The sequence below is a fragment of the Mucilaginibacter sediminis genome, assembly GCF_051903035.1.
GTDB lineage: Bacteria > Bacteroidota > Bacteroidia > Sphingobacteriales > Sphingobacteriaceae > Mucilaginibacter.
In genome coordinates this window covers 5,539,875-5,557,845 of sequence record NZ_CP170602.1, presented here as the reverse complement: position 1 = coordinate 5,557,845, position 17,971 = coordinate 5,539,875, and the positions used below count along the sequence as shown (strand labels likewise).

Annotated in this window: 17 protein-coding genes; 11 read left to right on the top strand and 6 right to left on the bottom strand. The window is 46.3% G+C overall.

The genetic code is table 11. The annotated features are described in order from the left end of the window. Nucleotides 1-53: 53 nt before the first annotated feature. The 5 genes from ACFGVS_RS23045 to ACFGVS_RS23025 are packed head-to-tail and all read left to right on the top strand — an operon-like array spanning nucleotide 54 to nucleotide 4,970. A complete protein-coding gene (locus tag ACFGVS_RS23045; RefSeq protein WP_274211269.1) occupies nucleotides 54-1,064 on the top strand; it encodes a DHH family phosphoesterase in 1,011 nt (336 codons plus the stop codon). A gap of 1 nt (nucleotide 1,065) precedes the next feature. Beyond that, nucleotides 1,066-2,058 (top strand): FKBP-type peptidyl-prolyl cis-trans isomerase, encoded by a 993-nt coding sequence (locus ACFGVS_RS23040; RefSeq protein WP_439695740.1) that lies wholly within the window; start codon nucleotides 1,066-1,068, stop codon nucleotides 2,056-2,058. Nucleotides 2,059-2,114: 56 nt separating this feature from the next. Further along, nucleotides 2,115-3,095, top strand: a complete 981-nt coding sequence (locus ACFGVS_RS23035) for an FKBP-type peptidyl-prolyl cis-trans isomerase (protein WP_439695739.1) — start codon at nucleotides 2,115-2,117, stop codon at nucleotides 3,093-3,095. A 48-nt stretch (nucleotides 3,096-3,143) separates the two neighbouring features. Further along, on the top strand, nucleotides 3,144-3,911 hold the full coding sequence (locus ACFGVS_RS23030) for a TatD family hydrolase (protein WP_439695738.1): 768 nt from the start codon (nucleotides 3,144-3,146) through the stop codon (nucleotides 3,909-3,911). 36 nt (nucleotides 3,912-3,947) lie between these two features. Beyond that, the gene (locus tag ACFGVS_RS23025) at nucleotides 3,948-4,970 is read left to right on the top strand and encodes an asparaginase (protein WP_090640713.1); all 1,023 of its coding nucleotides are present in this window, start codon (nucleotides 3,948-3,950) and stop codon (nucleotides 4,968-4,970) included. Between the two features lie 258 nt (nucleotides 4,971-5,228). On the opposite strand, the gene ACFGVS_RS23020 is transcribed toward ACFGVS_RS23025, so the two are convergent. Then, the gene (locus tag ACFGVS_RS23020; protein ID WP_439695737.1) at nucleotides 5,229-5,774 is read right to left on the bottom strand and encodes a GNAT family N-acetyltransferase; all 546 of its coding nucleotides are present in this window, start codon (nucleotides 5,772-5,774) and stop codon (nucleotides 5,229-5,231) included. Nucleotides 5,775-5,781: 7 nt separating this feature from the next. Next, nucleotides 5,782-7,188 (bottom strand): MATE family efflux transporter, encoded by a 1,407-nt coding sequence (locus ACFGVS_RS23015; protein ID WP_439695736.1) that lies wholly within the window; start codon nucleotides 7,186-7,188, stop codon nucleotides 5,782-5,784. 92 nt (nucleotides 7,189-7,280) lie between these two features. Here ACFGVS_RS23015 and ACFGVS_RS23010 point away from each other — a divergent pair, with 92 nt between their 5' ends. The 3 genes from ACFGVS_RS23010 (at nucleotide 7,281) to ACFGVS_RS23000 (ending at nucleotide 10,283) form a co-directional block, all read left to right on the top strand. After that, the gene (locus ACFGVS_RS23010) at nucleotides 7,281-8,150 is read left to right on the top strand and encodes a LysR family transcriptional regulator (RefSeq protein ID WP_439695735.1); all 870 of its coding nucleotides are present in this window, start codon (nucleotides 7,281-7,283) and stop codon (nucleotides 8,148-8,150) included. 380 nt (nucleotides 8,151-8,530) lie between these two features. After that, the gene (locus ACFGVS_RS23005) at nucleotides 8,531-9,133 is read left to right on the top strand and encodes a TetR/AcrR family transcriptional regulator (RefSeq protein WP_439695734.1); all 603 of its coding nucleotides are present in this window, start codon (nucleotides 8,531-8,533) and stop codon (nucleotides 9,131-9,133) included. 7 nt (nucleotides 9,134-9,140) lie between these two features. After that, nucleotides 9,141-10,283, top strand: a complete 1,143-nt coding sequence (locus ACFGVS_RS23000; RefSeq protein ID WP_439695733.1) for an FAD-dependent oxidoreductase — start codon at nucleotides 9,141-9,143, stop codon at nucleotides 10,281-10,283. 30 nt (nucleotides 10,284-10,313) lie between these two features. Here ACFGVS_RS23000 and ACFGVS_RS22995 read toward each other — a convergent pair whose 3' ends face one another. The 4 genes from ACFGVS_RS22995 to ACFGVS_RS22980 form a co-directional block, all read right to left on the bottom strand. Further along, nucleotides 10,314-12,149, bottom strand: a complete 1,836-nt coding sequence (locus tag ACFGVS_RS22995; RefSeq protein ID WP_439695732.1) for a DNA topoisomerase 3 — start codon at nucleotides 12,147-12,149, stop codon at nucleotides 10,314-10,316. 285 nt (nucleotides 12,150-12,434) lie between these two features. Beyond that, complete coding sequence (locus ACFGVS_RS22990) at nucleotides 12,435-12,734, bottom strand: hypothetical protein (RefSeq protein ID WP_439695731.1); 300 nt, start codon at nucleotides 12,732-12,734, stop codon at nucleotides 12,435-12,437. Nucleotides 12,735-12,869: 135 nt separating this feature from the next. Further along, on the bottom strand, nucleotides 12,870-13,586 hold the full coding sequence (locus ACFGVS_RS22985; protein WP_439695730.1) for a pirin family protein: 717 nt from the start codon (nucleotides 13,584-13,586) through the stop codon (nucleotides 12,870-12,872). 182 nt (nucleotides 13,587-13,768) lie between these two features. Next, nucleotides 13,769-14,341, bottom strand: a complete 573-nt coding sequence (locus ACFGVS_RS22980; RefSeq protein ID WP_274211257.1) for a Crp/Fnr family transcriptional regulator — start codon at nucleotides 14,339-14,341, stop codon at nucleotides 13,769-13,771. 349 nt (nucleotides 14,342-14,690) lie between these two features. Between ACFGVS_RS22980 and ACFGVS_RS22975 the strand changes: the two genes are divergently transcribed. Genes ACFGVS_RS22975 through ACFGVS_RS22965 form a run of 3 tightly spaced genes read left to right on the top strand, consistent with a single transcriptional unit; the run spans nucleotide 14,691 to nucleotide 17,945 of the window. Next, on the top strand, nucleotides 14,691-15,869 hold the full coding sequence (locus ACFGVS_RS22975) for a glycoside hydrolase family 172 protein (protein ID WP_439695729.1): 1,179 nt from the start codon (nucleotides 14,691-14,693) through the stop codon (nucleotides 15,867-15,869). Beyond that, entirely contained in the window at nucleotides 15,869-16,729 is an 861-nt protein-coding gene (locus ACFGVS_RS22970) for a fumarylacetoacetate hydrolase family protein (RefSeq protein ID WP_274211255.1), read from the top strand. Before ACFGVS_RS22975 ends, ACFGVS_RS22970 begins: the two co-directional genes overlap by 1 nt. A 4-nt stretch (nucleotides 16,730-16,733) precedes the next feature. Further along, nucleotides 16,734-17,945 (top strand): DUF6786 family protein, encoded by a 1,212-nt coding sequence (locus ACFGVS_RS22965; RefSeq protein WP_439695728.1) that lies wholly within the window; start codon nucleotides 16,734-16,736, stop codon nucleotides 17,943-17,945. Nucleotides 17,946-17,971 lie beyond the last annotated feature (26 nt).

The window sequence follows — 17,971 nt, the reverse complement described above, 5'->3', positions numbered from 1 at the left end:
GATGGTTTGTATTTAATTTATTTATTTAGCTTTGCAACTCTTTTTTAAAATTGATGTTAGATTTAGCCGCGCTTACAGAACTTTTAGCAAGCCCCAAAAAAATAGTGATCACTACCCATCATAAACCTGATGGTGATGCTATGGGTTCGTCATTGGGTTTGTACAATTATTTGATACAGCAAGGTCACCATGCCTCGGTTATTGCGCCTACAGATTATCCCGCATTTTTAAGCTGGCTGCCCCGCAATGGCGATGTTATCATCTACACTGAACAGGCCGAAAAGTCGGCAGCGTTAATTGCCGATGCCGATCTAATATTTTGCCTTGATTTTAACGCCTTAAGCCGCATTAATGAAATGGGTGTTTTGGTAGGCGAAAGCAAGGCCTATAAAATCATGATAGATCATCACCTGGAACCCCAGGATTTCGATGATTATCGTCACTGGAACATTAATGCCTGCGCAACGGCCCAGCTCATTTACGATTTTATTGTTAACGAACTGCACCATCGGGAACTTATTAACGCCGATGTAGCAACCTGCTTATACACCGGCATCATGACCGATTCGGCATCGTTCCGCCTGCCCAATACTACATCAACCGTACACCGAATAGTGGCCGATTTGATTGATATGGGGGCAGTTAACTGGCGCATTCATGAACTGGTGTACAATAGCGCAACCGAAAACCGGTTAAGGTTTTTAGGGCATTGCCTGGCAAATTGCCTGGAAGTACTGCCCGAATACCATACCGCCATTATTGCCGTTAATAATACCGACCTGCATAAATACGATGTTGATACCGGCGATACCGAAGGCATTGTAAACTATGCGCTATCAATGGCCGACATCAAGCTGGCTGCATTTATAGTTGAACGCAACGACAGGGTGAAACTTTCATTACGGTCAAAAGGCGAGTTTCCGGCAAACGAAATTTGTAAAAAGTATTTTGATGGCGGCGGTCACCGCAATGCAGCCGGCGGTCATTCAAGCAATACCCTTGAACAGGTTATACAACAATTTAAAACCATATTACCCGAATATAAAAAACTATTAAATCAATAAAATGAAACAAAAATTAATGTTCCTGGCCATTGCTGCAATTGGATTTACAAGTTGCAACGGAGGCTTTAAAAAAGGAGATGCCGGATTACTTTATAACATCCACACATCTAAAGGCGGTACGCATATTAAAGATGGCGATTTCGTAAGTGTAAATATGATTGTAAAAACCGATGGCGATTCGGTATTAAGCAATACTTATGATATGGGCCACCCTATCATTATTATGCCTATGCCTAAGCCACAGGCAAAAGGTGATATTTATGCCGGCCTTGAGATGCTTGGCGAAGGCGATAGCGCAACCTTTAAAGTACCTACCGACTCGATATTTAAGGGTGGCCAGCAACGCCCGCCAAACCTGAAAGGCAAGTTCTTAATATTCCAGGTTAATATTAACAAAGTATTGGTAAAAGGTGCGCTTACCGAACAGGTTTTCCGTGGCAGGGTACAGGATTACTTAAAAACCCTTACCGAAGGCATGAAAGCGCAGGAGCCGGGCAAAATCAAAAAATACATTGCCGATCATAACCTTAAAGTTACAACTACAGCATCTGGCTTAAATTATGTTATCACCACGCCGGGTACAGGCCCAACCCCTGCAGTTGGCGATACCGCTGTTGTTAACTACACCGGCAGGCTTCCAAATGGTAAAATATTTGAAACTAGTGTTAAAGAAGTAGCGATAAAAGAAAAACAACCAATTGAACCAGGCCGCCCGTATGCACCTATCCGCATTCCTGTTGGACAGGGTAAAGTTATACCAGGCTGGGACGAAGGCTTGCAATTGATGAACAAAGGATCAAAAATCACTTTGGTTATCCCTTCGGCTATTGCTTATAAAGATCAGGGCGTTGGCCCAATCGGCCCATACACACCAATTATTTTCGAAATGGAAATGGTTGAAATTGTGAAACCTAATCCAAATGCGCCAAAACCGGTTGAGCCGCAGATGCAAATGCAACAGGCGCCAAGCCAGTCACAACCTACTCAAAAATAAGTTATAACTCTTTTACAGCCTTCCCGACACAAGTCAGGAAGGCTTTTTTTATTTTTATGAAAAACATATTTTATTTATTAACGGCCCTGTTTGGCGTAGCTACGTTAACCGCCCGTGCACAAAACGGTATGCAAACCACGCCGGCCGGCGCCCAATACCAGATTTTCACACATAACACCGGCGAAAAAATTAAACTGAACGATATTGTTTATTTTAATTATATCCAGATGACTGATAAAGATTCGGTTTTATATAGCTCATTTAAAACAGGCAAGCCTCAGCCTGCACAAATCCGCCCATCGCAAAACGTAGCCGATTTGATGGATATTTTCCCGCTGCTTACCCTGAACGATAGCGCAATGGTGAAAGTACCTATCGACTCTATTTTTAAAGGGCACGAAGAAGCGCGTCCGCCGTTTTTCCCTAAAGGCAGCAAACTGGTGTTTATCCTTAAAATTATCAAGGTTCAATCTTTACAGGAAGCTATGGCCGAACGTACAGCGGCTATCGAGAAGATGAAATCACAGGAAGCCACTGAAACCAACACCTACATAACAGCAAACAAACTAAGCCCGGTTACAACAGCATCCGGCTTAAAGTATATAGTAACCAAGGTATCTGCCTTACGCAAACCATTAAATGGCGATACAGTAATGGTTAATTATACCGGCTATTTATTAAACGGGCAGGTATTTGACACCAGTATACAGGCTAATGCCAAAGCAGCAGGTGTTGAGCAGCCTGGCCGCCCGTATGAGCCTATACCTGTAGTATTGGGCTCTCACGGTGTAATACCTGGTTGGGAAGAAGGCCTGGCTTTGTTGAACGAAGGGGCAAAAGCAAAATTCATCATCCCGTCAAAATTGGGCTATGGCGAACAAGGTATGGGTAATGGCGCTATTCCGCCCTACGCAACCCTGGTGTTCGACCTTGAAATTGTAAAGGTAAAACCCGGAAAGCATGCGCCTGTTGCTGCCAAGCCCGGTATTAAACACACGTTAAAGAAAAAAACAACTGTATCTAAAAAGAAAAATTAAGCTTAAAAGCCTTCCTGATAAACCGGGGAGGCTTTTTACTTTTGTACCATGGTATTAACAGACACACATACCCACTTATACTATGAAACCATTGCCGGTAAACGCGCCGCCCTTGTGCAGCGTTGTATCGACAATGATATCAACCGCCTGTTTTTGCCCAATGTAGATGCAGCATCAGTGCCACTGGTTTATGACCTGGTACAGGCTTATCCCGGTTTATGTTACCCTATGCTGGGCCTGCACCCATGCTCGGTAAAGGCAGATTGGAAGCAGGAACTGGCAACCATTAAAGCGGCGCAAGGGCAACATCCAATTTACGCTATAGGTGAAATTGGTATCGACCTGTATTGGGACAAAACTTTTTTAACCGACCAGGTTGAAGCCTTCAAACAGCAGATTAACTGGGCAAAAAGCCTCGATCTGCCTATCGTAATTCATTGCCGTGATGCTTATAACGAGGTTTATGAAGTGTTACAGCAGGAAAACGACGACAAACTGCGCGGTATATTCCATTGCTTTGGCGGCACGGTGGAGCAGGCTCAACAGGTTATTGACCTGGGTTTTTACTTAGGGATAGGCGGGGTGGTTACCTATAAAAATTCGGGGCTCGACAAAGTTGTGGCCGAAATTGATTTAAAGCATATAGTTTTAGAAACAGATTCTCCGTACCTTACACCCGTTCCGTTCCGGGGTAAACCTAATGAAAGCTCGTACTTGATTTACATTGCCCAAAAAGTGGCGGACCTGCACCAAACCAGTGTGGAGGAGGTTGCACGTGTTACAACCGAAAATTCCAGGCTGGTGTTTGGTGTTTAATAATTGAAATGATTTATACAGCATAAAACCTATTTAATGAGCCAGATACTGATCATTTACACCGGCGGTACCATAGGGATGATGAGCGATCCTGTGACTAAGGTGCTCAAGCCTATCAACTTTGAGCAAATAATGGATAACGTGCCGGAGTTGGAGAAACTGAACTGCCGGATTAAAGTACACTCTTTTGATGAGATCATTGATTCATCAAACATGAACCCTGCTATCTGGAGCGACCTGGCCGGCCTTATCGAGTCAAACTATCACGATAATGACGGCTTTGTAATCCTTCACGGCTCAGATACAATGGCCTATACTGCCTCGGCATTAAGCTTCATGCTCGAAAACCTGGGCAAGCCCATCATTTTTACAGGCTCGCAATTGCCTATCAGCGCCATCCGCACCGATGCGAAGGAAAATTTGATGACTGCCATTGAAATTGCCAAAGCCAAAAAGAATGACCGCGCCCGCGTACCCGAAGTTTGTATCTATTTTGATTACAAACTCTTCCGTGGTAACCGTGCCTTTAAATATAATTCGTCCAAATTCGAGGCCTTCCGGTCGCCAAATTATCCTATCCTGGCCGAGAGTGGCGTACACCTTAAGTTTAACGCCAATGATATCAGGCACCCGCAGGATGGGGACGAGCTTATCATCCACAACAATCTTATAAGCGATGTAGGCGTGTTAAAACTTTACCCTGGCATAGGCACAAAAGTGGTTGAGGCCATTTTAAATGCCGATGTACGGGGCGTGGTAATGGAAACATTTGGTGCCGGCAATACCACAACCGACACATGGTTTCTTAACCTGCTGGAAAAAGCTATTAAAGATGGTAAAGTGATTGTAGATATCTCGCAATGTAAAGTGGGCACCGTTGAGCTTGGCCGCTACGAAACCAGCAAACAACTTAAAGACATGGGCGTAGCCAACGGTTACGATATGACTTTTGAATCGGCAGTAACCAAAATGATGTACCTGCTGGGCAAGTTTGACGACCCGGCCCTGGTAAAACATTACATGGAAACGGATTTAAGGGGCGAGATAACGGTATCGTAGCCATAACGTATGCGCAATTTCTTGTGCGGGTATCGGCTTATTATGTAAAAACTTTTGTCATTTCGATGAGCGAGGAGGGCCTGTGAGGTGGCGCGAAGAGAAATCTTATACGCCCTGCATTTTGGTATGTTCATCGTAAGCACAGTCGTAAAAGATTTCTCCTCGTTCCTCGTTCGAAATGACAAAAGTTTTATTTAGGCGTATGTTTTTGGTTCAACATCGGTTCTTATCTGCTCAAAACAGTTATTCCTCCCAGCCTTACCCTAAATACCGTTTCATCATCAAATCTGTCTGCAAATCGTCGCCCAACCAAAAAGGATGCGAGCCAAACACCTCAAAACCATTCTTTTTATAAAAAGCCAGCGCTTTGGCGTTATGCTCCCAAACACCAAGCCATATATAGGCTTTCTTCATCTGCACGGCAATATCAACCGCCTTATCAAAAAGTAGCTGGCCCACCTTTTTGCCGTGAAAAGCTTTCAGCACGTAAATTCTTTCAACTTCTAAAGCATTATCATCCTTTACATCGGTTTGTGCCGGCCCGTGGTTGATTTTTACGTAACCAACTATATTGCCATCAACCTGCGCCATGTAAAATTCCGAGCATGGGTTGTTAACTTCGGCGGCCAGTTTTTCATCGGCAAAAGCAGTTGCCAGGTAGTCCTCCATATTTTCGGGCGTGTTCAAATGCGCGAAGGCTTCGTTAAAGGTTTCGATGCCAATTGCTTTTAAAACCCGGATGTTTTGCATATCCACTTTAATAAACCGGATGCCGGCGCTGTTTATGGTCATTGTATCAGTCATGATGATATTATTGAGATTCGAGTTTTAATACGTTGTTAAATAAATTCTCCTGTTCTGCCGGCACGTTATCAGCATGCCTGTTGGCCAGGTGCCGGAAACGTAAGTAAAGCAGTACCGATGCCATTAACAGGCCGCTGTAAAGCCCCAGCCATACGCCTGTTAAGCCCATGGGGGTATGCAGGCCCAGTAAAAAAGCTACCGGCAAGGCAACGCCCCAGTAAGCGGCCAGGTTAATTAACACCGGGTATTTTAAATCGCCAAGGCCCCGTAATATACCCAGGCTTACCACCTGCAGGCCATCGAAAACCTCTAACCCGGCAGCTATAACAAACAGGTTGCCAACCATACTCACCACCAGCGGATCAACCGAGATAACTTTAGGCAAAATACCTTTTAAAACCAACAACAGCACCCCGGTAACCAGGTGAAATACAATAGTAAGGTGATAGCTCGCCAACGCCGATGCACGCAGTAAATAAAACTTTACCTGCCCCAAAAAATAGCCGGTTTGAATGGCCGCCGCCGTGCCTATACCGTTAACCGCGTAATAAATAAACGACAGATAGTTCATCGCTATCTGGTACGCTGCCAGTTGCCTGGCCCCTATTATCCCTACTATAAAAACCGCAGCGCTAAAGGCGCTTATCTCAAAAATGTTTTGCAATACAATGGGAACACTGGTAGCCAGAATTTTTCTGAACCGCACGGCATCAAACTGAAAAGGGCGGCAACCTTGCAGGAATTTATTAAACCGCTGCGTTTTAAGTACAAATGCAGCCATAACTACGGCCATCAGCCCCCTATCGATAATAGCGCTGTAGCCTATGCTTTTGGCACCCAGGGCCGGAATACCCAATAAACCTTTTACCAATATAATACCAACTACAATATTGATTACATTACCCCAAATGCTCACCTGCATAGCCAGCCTGGTAAAACCCAAACCTTCGGCAAACTGCTTAAACGATAAAAACAGCATCAAAGGGATAATAGACAATCCTAACAACACCAACAGCGGGTTGGCCTGTGCCACCACAGCCGCATCCAAACCAATATGCGCTATTAAGTATTGCCCGCCAAGCCAGGTAACTATTAAGAGCATTAAGCCCGTCAGGACATTCACCACTATACTGTGCGACAACAAACGACCGCATTCCTTGTAGTTACCTGCCCCGTTTTCGCGTGCAACCAGCGGGGTTATGCCGTAGGATATGCCGATGGCAATAATAAGCATAAGGTTAAAAAAACCGTTGGCAATAGCCAGCGCAGCAAGCGGTACCGTGCCGGCAAAGTGCCCCAATATAATGGATGCCGAAAACCCCACTAACGGATGCCCCACCTGCGATATCATTACCGGGTAAGCCAAACGCATAGTAGCGCTGTAATGGGTTTTATATTTTTTAAAAAAGGCCAAGCGGATTTTTATTTGCTGTAAAAGTAGCCCATCTATAAATGCTAAAAAATGCTTATTTTAGATTAATTAATGATTTTTATGCATTAACAATTATGGATTTACAGCAGATAAAAAACTTTTTGGCCCTTGCAGACGAGCTTCATTTTTGGAACACATCGGCCAAACAAAACATTACCCAGTCGGCATTAAGCAGGCAAATCAAATCGTTGGAGGATGAGTTGGATGTGCAGCTGTTTGAACGCACCAAGCGGAGTGTTAAGCTAACCCCCGCCGGCGAATTTCTGAAAACCAAATGGACCGGTATTGTAGATGAGTTTAATTTCATCCACCAGTTTGCCAAAAAAATCGAGCTTGGCGAAACCGGATCTATCAGGATAGCGCATCCGGATTCGATTTCTTTTTCTACCCTGCCGCAGCTGATACTTGATATCTCCATCCGCTATCCCGAACTGAAGATTGAAATGATACAGCTGGCTTATGAAGATGAGCAGGAATTTTTAACCAAGTACAAGATCGACCTGAAATTCAGCCGCGATATAAACCGGCTGGATAATATCAGCACGATGAAAGTACAAACAGATCACCTTGCCTTGGTATTGCCCCAGGATCATGCGTTCAGGGAACTGGCCGATATTACTGCTGAATCATTACAAACGCAAAAGTTTATTATGCCGCGATCTAATCGCAGCAGCAGCTATAGCCAGCTTACTCACCAGGTATTTGAACACTACGGCATATCGCCCGAATTTTCTTATACTTCGGATTTTGGCTCAACCATCATTTCGCTCATCACCAGGCAATTCGGCATCAGCATAATGCCTTACTCGTACGCCAACCAGGGTTACCAGGGCATCCGTTTTATTGAACTGCCCTTTGAAAGCAACCTGTTTGTACACTGGCGGACTGACGACCAAAGCCCCATCCTCAAAAACGTTTTGAAGATGATTGAAGCGATGGCATAGGAAGGAGAATGAGGTTCAAAATGAGAAGATTTTACAATTATCCATGACGTGTTGGACGCTACAGGAACATTCAGGTTGAACACTGGCCACGACTCACCCGGCCAAAGCTCCGCTGGTTCACCCTCTCTCCGGCTTACGCCGCAAAGAGGGTGAGCCCTTTTTTGCTCCTCTATGCGACGCAGTCGGAGAGAGGCAGACGAGCGTAGCCTCGTCGGGGTGAGTCGACTGGCCGCCATGCGATACACTTCATTCGCCTTCAGCGCTCCCGCATTTTATAACTGAATGTCGTGATTAAATCTGATAGTGAAAATATTTTGTAAGTAAATAAACATTTACTTATTATTGCATCAGATTTCATTTCAAAGGAAATTGAACACAACATGCGCCCCAAAAACTTAGATAAAGAACAAGCCATCCGTACCATAGCCTTGCAAATAATTGCCGACGAAGGGCTGGAAAACCTCACCATGCAAAAGCTGGCTAAGACAGCCAATATCTCGCCGCGCACCATCTATATCAAATACGAAAACAAAGAAGATCTGCTGGTGAAGCTTTTTATTGAAGAAGTTTTGGGCGCTTACGAAAAAGCACTTTTAGCCGGGTTCGACCCTGCAATGCCCTTTGCCGATGGGTTAAAAAAGATTTGGCTAAACGCGTTTGAATACCTTACCGGCAACAGGCATGCCTTCGCGCTTATCCGGCATGGCAAAAGCTCGCCTTTGTTGAACAGGGCTTACCAGCAGGCAAACATACAGGAAGGGTATTTTTTTGCTCCTATTCGCCAATTTTTTCAGCTAAATGTATCGGCGGACATTATTAAAACCTTTCCGCATGATGTGCTCCGGGCATTGCTGTTTTCGGCCATTTTTGATTTGGTTACCGAATACTTTGATTACCAGGAGCGTCCAACTCAAATTATTACCCAACAAACCCTTTTAGATTGCTGCGATGTGCTGATAAAAGGGATAATGATTAATCCATAATAAAACAATGAATACCATTAAAAGTAAAAAAATAGCCATTATAGGTGCTGGTCCGGGCGGGCTTACCCTGGCAAGGTTGCTGCAAATGAATGGCAGCAATATAAAAGTTTATGAACGTGATGCCCACGCCGATGCACGCCCAAAAGGCGCAACGCTTGACCTGCATGACGATTCGGGACTTAAGGCTATTCGCGAGGCCGGGCTTATGGATGCCTTTATGGCCAATTACCGTCCCGATGCCGGCAGGATGCGCATAGCAGATAAAAATGCAAATATCGTACTGGAAGATAACGAAGAAAAAGAGGGCGCGCATTTCCGCCCGGAAATTGATCGTGGCCCATTGCAAAAAATCCTGCTGGAATCATTACAACCCGGAACGGTGATATGGGACAGCCAGTTTTCGGCACTACATCCCCAGGGCGCTGGCTGGCACATTGACTTTAAAAATGGCAATTCCAATTATGCCGATGTGGTAATTGCTGCGGATGGCGCCAACTCCAAAATTCGCCCTTATATTACGCCCATTAAGCCTTTTTACTCGGGCGTTACGGTGGTAGAGGGGTCTGTTTATAATTCGGCCATAGCCAGCCCGCGCATTCATCAGCTTTTAAATGGCGGCAAGATATTTGCCATGGGCAATGAAAAATCCATCATTGTAAGCTCAAAAGGCGATGGCAGCCTGGTGTTTTATACCGGCTGCAACACACCCGAACATTGGGACCGCGAAAGCGGGATTGATTTTACCGACAAAGCGCAGGTTATTGCCTGGTTTAAACGTGAATTTATAGGCTGGGACAACATTTGGCTGGAATTGTTTGAAAATGCCGATGCTGCCTTTGTATTGCGGCCTCAATATTGTATGCCGCTTGATCAAACCTGGGATGCACTGCCCAACTTAACCATACTTGGCGATGCAGCCCACCTGATGCCCCCTTATGCAGGCGAAGGCGTAAACATGGCCATGCTGGATGCGCTTGAACTAAGCCAATACCTTACCGGCGATAATTTTACAGATCTGCCATCAGCAATTGCGGCTTACGAAAACCAAATGCGCGTGCGGGCATCCCAGGTTGCTGCCACCACCATGGAATCTACAGCGGCGCTGCATTCAAAGGATGCTTTAGCTTATTTAATAGATGTGATTAGTTAAACCAATGCTACAATTAAGCGCTGAAGGTTATTACACCACAACCGGTTCAATCTTCAATGCCTTGCCTTCGCGCAGCAACTCCTGGGTAATGGCGCGGGTATAGGTCTTGATTTCTTCCTGAAAATCGGCAACGGATGCACCGGTACGGATCTCTTCCAGGCGTTTTTCCCAGTTACCTGTCAGTTCGGCCTGGGCTATTTGCTGGTTTTTTACCACCTGGTATACCGCCAATCCGGTTGGGGTAGGTACCAGGTTCTTTTTTTCGCGGAGGATGTAGTTACGTTTCAGCAATGTTTCGATAATGGATGCACGGGTAGCCGGGGTGCCCAGGCCACTATCCTTCATGGCATAACGCAATTCTTCGTCGTCAATTTCTTTTCCGGCCGTTTCTAAAGCTTTAAGCAGGCTGGCTTCGTTATAAAGAGGCTTGGGCTTGGTTTGTTTCTCTAACAAAGCCTTATCTGTAATAGGCAGCATTTCGCCCTGTTGTACTTTGGGCAGGGTTGGGTTTTCCTCGTCCTTTTTTTCCTCGTCGGTATCGTTAAATACGGCGCGCCAGCCCGGTGTTTGTATAACGGTACCGCTGGCCATAAACAACGAGCCCGATTCGATGGTAATCTTGGTAATCTCTTTGATACAATCCTGGTGAAATGCTTCCAGCATGCGGCCGGCAACCATATCGTAAACAGCCTGTTTATCGGGCGTTAGCTGGTAAGGAGGTTCGCCGGTGGTTAGTATGGCATGGTGGTCGGTTACCTTTTTGGCGTTTACACTGCGCTTGCTCAGCTTGGCCCCATATAACAGGGTGGCCTGTTTGCCAAAGTCGGGGTGTTCCTTTAACTTTTCAATCAAATCAGGTACGCCGGCAAATACATCATCACCAATATAACGACTGCCTGTACGCGGATAGGTTACCAGCTTACCCTCGTACAGGTTTTGGAGGATGTTAAGGGTTTGATCGGCCGTGAAGCCTTTGCGCTTGTTGGCTTCCTGCTGCAGGCTGCTCAGGTCGTGCAGTAAGGGTGGTGGTTCTTTTCGGGGTTTGGCCTCTACATTAATAATATGGGCACCCTGCGGAAAGCCCGATACCACATCCTGTACCTTATCAAAAATAACCTGCGCTTCTTCTTTAGTTTTAAAGTTATTTACCGAGATGGCTTTAAATGTCTGCCCATCCTTATCGGGCTGTATACTTACCTGGTAATACAGCTGGGGGACAAAGTTTTTATTATCCAGGTAGCGCGAACAGATCATGGCCAGCGTAGGCGTTTGCACCCGCCCAAGCGACAGTACGCCTCTATTGCCCGACGACAGGCTTAAAGCCTGCGTGGCATTCATGCCCACCAACCAATCCGACTGCGAGCGGCAATGCGCCGAATTGAACAGCGTATCATAATCGCTGCCCGGTTTCAGGTTGCGGAAACCTTCTTTAATAGCTTCATCTGTTTGCGATGAGATCCAGAGCCTTTTAAAAGGCTTTTTGCATTTAAGATAATAATAAATATAGCGAAATATGAGTTCGCCCTCGCGCCCCGCATCCGTTGCTACAATAATTTCGGTAGCTTCGTCAAACAGGCTTTTGATAATATCCAGCTGTTTTTTCACCGATGGATCATCAATCATCCCATCCTTTGATTTTACCTTACGGATAGAGAGTTTGAATTTGGGCGGCAGCATAGGCAGGTTTTGAACGCTCCAGCCGTAATAGCCGTATTCTTGCGGGGCTGCCAGTTGTAGCAAATGACCAAATGCCCAGGTAAAAGTATAGCCCTTCCCCTCCATATAGCCGTCTTTTTTGGTGGTGGCACCAAATACTTTGGCAATTTCGCGGGCAACGGATGGCTTTTCGGCTATAATAACTTTCATTTGAGTTCATTGGTTCACTTGTTCATTAGTTTATTGGTGAATAGTTTGATACTCATCGCTTCGATATTCGCGTAGCTTAATTGTTTGCAAGCAATACGATAAGCGGGGCGACCAACAAATTAATTTAGAACCGGGGAACAAATATATAAACTAAAGGGGCCACAGAAGCAAACTAATTACCAACGGACCGGCGGACCAATCTACGACACAACAAATCGGGCCTCCGCCAGATCAGACTAATAAACTAACCGCCGGAAAAGACCAATGAACTAATGAACCAGTGAACTATTTAAGTGCCTCGTATATCTCTGCAGCAAGTAAGCCGCTTCCGCCGCCGTAGTGCTGTACTATGCGGATATCGGAGTTACAATCACGAAAGTATTGGCTAAGCCGGGTTTCAGATTCGGGCGGAATGCCGCCGCCAAGGAGCACCAGCGTAAAATCCTGTGCATCAAATGCCCGGATAGCCTCATCGTCGGTTTGGCAGCCGGTGGCATTCCAGGCCGGATTGTTGTTTACCAGGCGCACTACGGTTGCCAATATTTCGGGGTGACGGCCGATGACTAAAATTTGTATTGTTTCCATTTTGGGGTTCGTGTTGCGGGGTTTGGGTGTGTCTATCTTGGTTCATGTTTCGTCGTCCGGGTGTTGGGATGGAAGCTCAGATTAAAATTTATTTTTCACCCGAACCACGTCCCTCGCAACCCGATCCTCAGAACATCAAAAGCTCATCGGCACTTCCATCAGTAAAAATTCCGCGTTGGTACTTGCGGTGATAGTAAAACCTTCGGCATCCCAAATACCCAATGCATCACGGGTGCCAACCGCTTGCCCATCAATCTGCACTTCGCCGCTTAATACAAATGCGTATACGCCGTTGCCGGGTTTGTGGATAGTATAATCAGTACTTACGCCTGCATCAAATTTACCCAGGTTAAACCATGCGTCCTGGTGAATCCATACGCCTGCATCGTCCGGATTGGGCGATAGTACCTGTTGCAGTTTATTATGGCGATCATCAAGATTAAGGGTAAGCTGGTCGTACCGGGGCTCAACGTTGCGTTGGTTGGGATAAATCCAGATTTGCAGGAATTTTACCCGTTTGTTTGGATCCTGGTTGTACTCGCTGTGATAAATACCGGTACCGGCGCTCATAGCCTGGATGTCGCCATTTTTAATAACGGCCACATTATTCATGCTGTCTTCATGCTCCAGGTTGCCTTCCAATGGTATGCTAATGATCTCCATGTTATCATGCGGATGTTTGCCAAAGCCCATCCCGGCGTCCACAGTATCGTCGTTTAAAACGCGCAGTGCGCCAAAGTTCATTCTTTCGGGATTGTAGTAACTGCCAAAGCTGAAAGAATGGTAGCTGTTCAGCCAGCCGTGGTTGGCGTGCCCACGTGTTTCGGCTTTATGTAAAATGGTTTGTGCCATGATGTTGTTTCCTCTGTTTCGTCGATATAAAGGTACAGCGGATTTGGCAAGGGGGAGTTGATGTAGATTAAGTTTTTCAGGTGCGGGTGGCTTGGTTCGAGGTGCGGGTGGCAGAGCCTGAGAAAAAACGGTTGAAACTGTATCCGCCTTGCCACCAGTACCCCGAACCTCGCAACCGGCGACTACCTTCTGCTCCTCATCCTGCTAAAAAACTCCGGCGTAACGCCAATGTATGATGCTATTTGCTTTTGGGGCAGGGTGTAGATCAGCGTGGGGTAGCGTTTGCAAAAGTTGTTGTAGCGGTCTTCGGCCGTAAGGCTGAGGCCGTCAATAAGGCGTTGCTGACTTGCAACCAGCGAATTCTCGACCAACACCCGGAAAAAGTGCTCAAACTTGGGGATCTGTTTATATAATGCCTCCTGGTTAGTTTTACTCAGCAATAGCACCTCGGTATCTTCCAGCGCCTCTACGTTCAGCATGCCGGGTTTCTGGCTTATCAGGCTGTACATATCGGCCATCCACCAATCTACCGGGGCAAAGCTTAGCACATGTTCAATGCCATTTTTATCAACCGTAAACCCGCGCAGGCAGCCCGAAGTAACAAAGGCCGAGTGTTTGCATATATCGCCATCGCTCAACCAAAATTGTTTGCGCTTTATGGTTTGCGGCCGCAGCATACCGGTAAAAATACTCTGTTCATCGGCGGTTAAATGAATGTGTTTGGCAATGTTGTTTAGTATGAGGGTAAATGACATATACAAAGGTAATGAAAAGAGCCTCACCCTGCCCTCTCCAAAGGAGAGGGTTCTTGGCTTGCATATTAGATAGCCTCAAAAAGCCAACGCGCAAATCAAAAGTCCTCTCCTTTGGAGAGGATTTAGGTGAGGCTCCTTTGGAGAGAGCAGGGCTTCGGCTTCCCATGCTAATATCCTTGAAGTTTATGCTAATAAAGCGGGTTGTAATAAAAAAAATTATCTTTATGATTGTGACCGGCTTTGGGCTCATTGTGCATAAAGCAAGCGTTACAGCAAATAAATAAGGTATTGCATTTTACCAATTGATGCATTATTGATTTTTTACTAACAGATAACCTATGTTTTTAAGATGAAAAATTATGTTTTATTATTGCTGAGCTGGATGTTTGTTTTACTGGCAACACCGGCCGCGTTTGCCCAAAAAAAGTTTAATGGTTTGGATGTCGGCCTCGGCAACCTGTACCGTACCTGCGATGCCAAAACCCGGTCGATAAGTCCCGAAAATTTTAATGGAGAAAAGGGTAAGGGCGGCATGGCCACTACCGGTACGGGAAGTAACGCATCGCGCGATTTGGGTGAAACCTGGAAGGTGAGCCCAAGTGTCGTTATTAAAAAGCACACCACCTTTACCATTGCCGAAATTAACGAAAGCGGTGCCATTCAGCACATCTGGATGACGCCTACCGGCAACTGGCGCTACAGTATACTCCGTTTTTATTGGGACGATGAAACCACCCCCGCTGTTGAAGTTCCCGTTGGCGACTTTTTTTGCATGGGCTGGGGCAAATATTCGCCGCTGGCCAGTTTAGCGGTAGCAGTAAACCCGGGCAGCGCCTTTAACTGCTACTGGCCAATGCCGTTCCGTAAAAAATGCCGTATCACCATGGAAAACATTGATGATAACGATATGGTGCTCTATTACCAGGTTGATTATACGCTAACGGATATCCCGGATGATGCGGGTTACTTTCATGCGCAGTTTCGCCGTACCAATCCCCTGCCGTATAAAAAAGATTATGTTTTGGTAGATAGTATTGTAGGCAAGGGACAGTATGTGGGCACTTATTTAGCTTATGGCAGTCACAAAAATGGCTGGTGGGGCGAGGGGGAGATTAAGTTTTTTATGGATGGCGATACCAAATTCCCTACCATAAACGGCACCGGTACCGAGGATTATTTCTGCGGGTCATATGACTTTGATACCCGGCATAAGGATGCCAACGGCAAAGAGAAGAACGAAACCGAATACACCGAATTTAACACGCCGTACAGCGGCCTTGCCCAGGTAATTGGCGGCGATGGCCATTATACCGTGGCCCAGCGCTTTGGCCTGTACCGCTGGCACATTGTTGACCCCATCAGGTTTGAAAAAAGCCTGAAAGTAACCATCCAGGCACTGGGCTGGCGACACGATGGGCGGTATATGCCTTTGCAGGATGATATTGCATCTACCGTATTTTGGTACCAAACCGGCCCAACTAACCCATTCCCCAAATTACCCTCGCGCGACGAACTGGAAGTAAACTGATGAAGCTATACAAAATTGCCAAAGGCATCCTCCTGGAGCATGAAGGTGCCGCTTACATTATTGATGACAGCTGGGATAAACTGGTAAACCGCGATAACCTGGCCGCCTACCTGCAATCCGTTATTGACGACACTACACCGTTGACCGCCGGTGTACACCAGGAATTTACCAACAGCCAGGCGCTGCCGCCCATTGGCACGCAGGAGGTTTGGGCGGCCGGTGTAACCTATTTAAAAAGCCGCGACGCCCGGATGGAAGAATCGGAAAGCTCGGGCGGGGCCAGTTTGTACGATAAGGTTTATGATGCCCCCCGGCCCGAACTGTTTTTTAAAGCCACGCACTACCGGGTAAGTGGCCATGGCGGCGAGGTGTACATCCGCAAAGATTCTGAATGGAACGTGCCGGAACCCGAACTGACGCTGTACATCAACAGCAAAGGCAATATCCAGGGCTATACCATTGGCAACGATATGAGTTCGCGCAGTATTGAGGGCGAAAATGCCCTGTACCTGCCGCAAGCCAAAATCTACGAAAAAAGTGCCGCGCTCGGCCCTTGCTTATATGTAAGTGCGGAGCCATTGCCTGCTGATTCGGCCATCAAACTGCTCATCAAAAGGGATGGCGCTGCGGTGTACCAGGATGAAACTACCATATCGCGCATTAAACGCTCCTTTACCGAACTGGCGGGCTATTTATATGCCGAGTGCGATTTTCCGCAGGGCTGTTACCTCATGACGGGTACCTGCCTCGTGCCACCGCCAACATTTACTTTGCAGGTGGGCGACGAGGTTTATATTACTATAGACCACGTCGGTACCATGATCAATACTATTGGTATTAATCCAAAACATAAACAATGATATCATGAAGGGAGGTAAAGTTTTAGTGTTTGTTTTAACAATAGTAGCGCTTACATCGTGCAAGGAGATGATGCCCAAGGCACCCAAAGGCAGCTTTATATTTGACCTTAATTTTTTATTGCATCATGATAGTATCGTTATTTTAAAAACCAACAATGGTTTGGGTATGGTAGCAGTATCTCCCAAATACCAAGCTAAAGTATTTACCTCCACCGCTGATGGTTTTGACGGCAAAAGCTTCGGCTGGATAAAATACGAAACCTTTGATCTTAAACAGCCCGACCCGCACATGAACGCTTTTGGCGGAGAAGACAGGCTTTGGCTCGGCCCCGAGGGCGGCAGGTTCTCGCTGTTCTTTAAACCGGGTACCAAAATGGAATTTGATAACTGGCATACCCCGTCCGCGGTTGATAATGAAAGCTGGCAACTGGTTTCCTCATCGGATAGCAGGGTATCCATGAGTAAAACTACCCGGATACAGAACTATGCAGGCACGCAGTTGGATATCAAGCTCGAGAGGGATATCGAGATCCTGGAGCCCGAAGTGGTTAACCAGTTGCTGGGCATCAGTCCGGGCGATATGGTAAAATCGGTTGGCTTTGCTACGGTAAATACAATCACCAACACAGGCAACAAAGCCTGGGACGAAACCACCGGCGCACCCTGCTTATGGAACCTGGATATGTTTACCCCATCGCCTAAAACAGTTATAGTAGTGCCTTACGTAGATAGCGCCACAGGTAAGGTTGCCACTACCAATTACTTTGGCGAGATTGCTAAAGAGCGCATAACCTACAACAAAGGAATCTTGTTGTTTAAAGCCGATGGCAAATCGCGCGGCAAGCTGGGCATCCCGCCAAACCGGGCCAAAAACATGGCCGGAAGCTATGATGGCAGTAACCGGGTGTTAACCATCACCGTTTTTGATATTGACAGCAGCGCCAAATACCTTAACCAGGAGTGGAAAACCGATGTCGCCCCTTTCAGCGGCGATGCCGTAAACGCCTATAACGATGGCCCGCTGGCAGGTGGCAAACAGATGGGCCCTTTTTACGAAATTGAAAGCGTATCGCCCGCCGCCTTTTTAAAACCCGGCCAAAAACTAACACACAAACACAGCGTATTCCACTTTACCGGGGATAAAAAAGCGCTTAACACAATAGCCCTGAAAACCCTGGGTGTTTCAATAAAAGATATTACATCAGCATTAAAATAAAAGCAACCCAATAAACCAATTATAAC